Here is a 537-nt window from a genome sequence, read left to right on the forward strand (position 1 = left end):
TAAAGAATCATCGTCATAGAAACTAATATGCTGAATAATGCCTAAGCCATTAGTGAGGATGGTAGCTTTGATAGAGTAACAATAATGGCCATTAATATAAGAGAATTTAGCATCAGGATTAGAGTGAGCGAACTTAGGCATTTTAGAACAAGCATAAGAGTGGGCATCAAAATCAGGATTAGATTTAGAGAACTTTTTAATATTTCTATAAAGGGAATCAAAGAACTTAGGATTATTTTCTCTGACATAAGGTTCAAAGCCAGTAGTATCAGCGATGAGGATATTAGAAATGGAAGGATTAATAGCCTGACAAATAGGCTCAGTTAAATTAACAAGATTATTGAAGAAATTCTCCAAATCTTTGAGGAAAATGGATTTAAATCTAGAGAATTGAGAAGGATGAGGGACTCTTTTAAAGCCACAAAGCTCTCTTAATTCTTTAGATAGCTTAAGAACATGGACAAGGAGTTGAACAGTAGGGATAGAGAGAATTTTTTGGATAATCAAAGCAGTGAGCATAGATTCAAGAGAAAAATC

Annotated in this window: 1 protein-coding gene; it reads right to left on the reverse strand. The window is 33.3% G+C overall.

Annotation, left to right across the window (positions count from 1 at the left end; all coding sequences use genetic code 11):
• Positions 1–537 (reverse strand): transposase (locus I4N53_RS00470; protein ID WP_214495325.1); only part of this gene is annotated, 537 nt, incomplete at both ends.

Source organism: Thermoanaerobacter sp. CM-CNRG TB177 (genome assembly GCF_018588165.1).
GTDB lineage: Bacteria > Bacillota > Thermoanaerobacteria > Thermoanaerobacterales > Thermoanaerobacteraceae > Thermoanaerobacter > Thermoanaerobacter thermocopriae.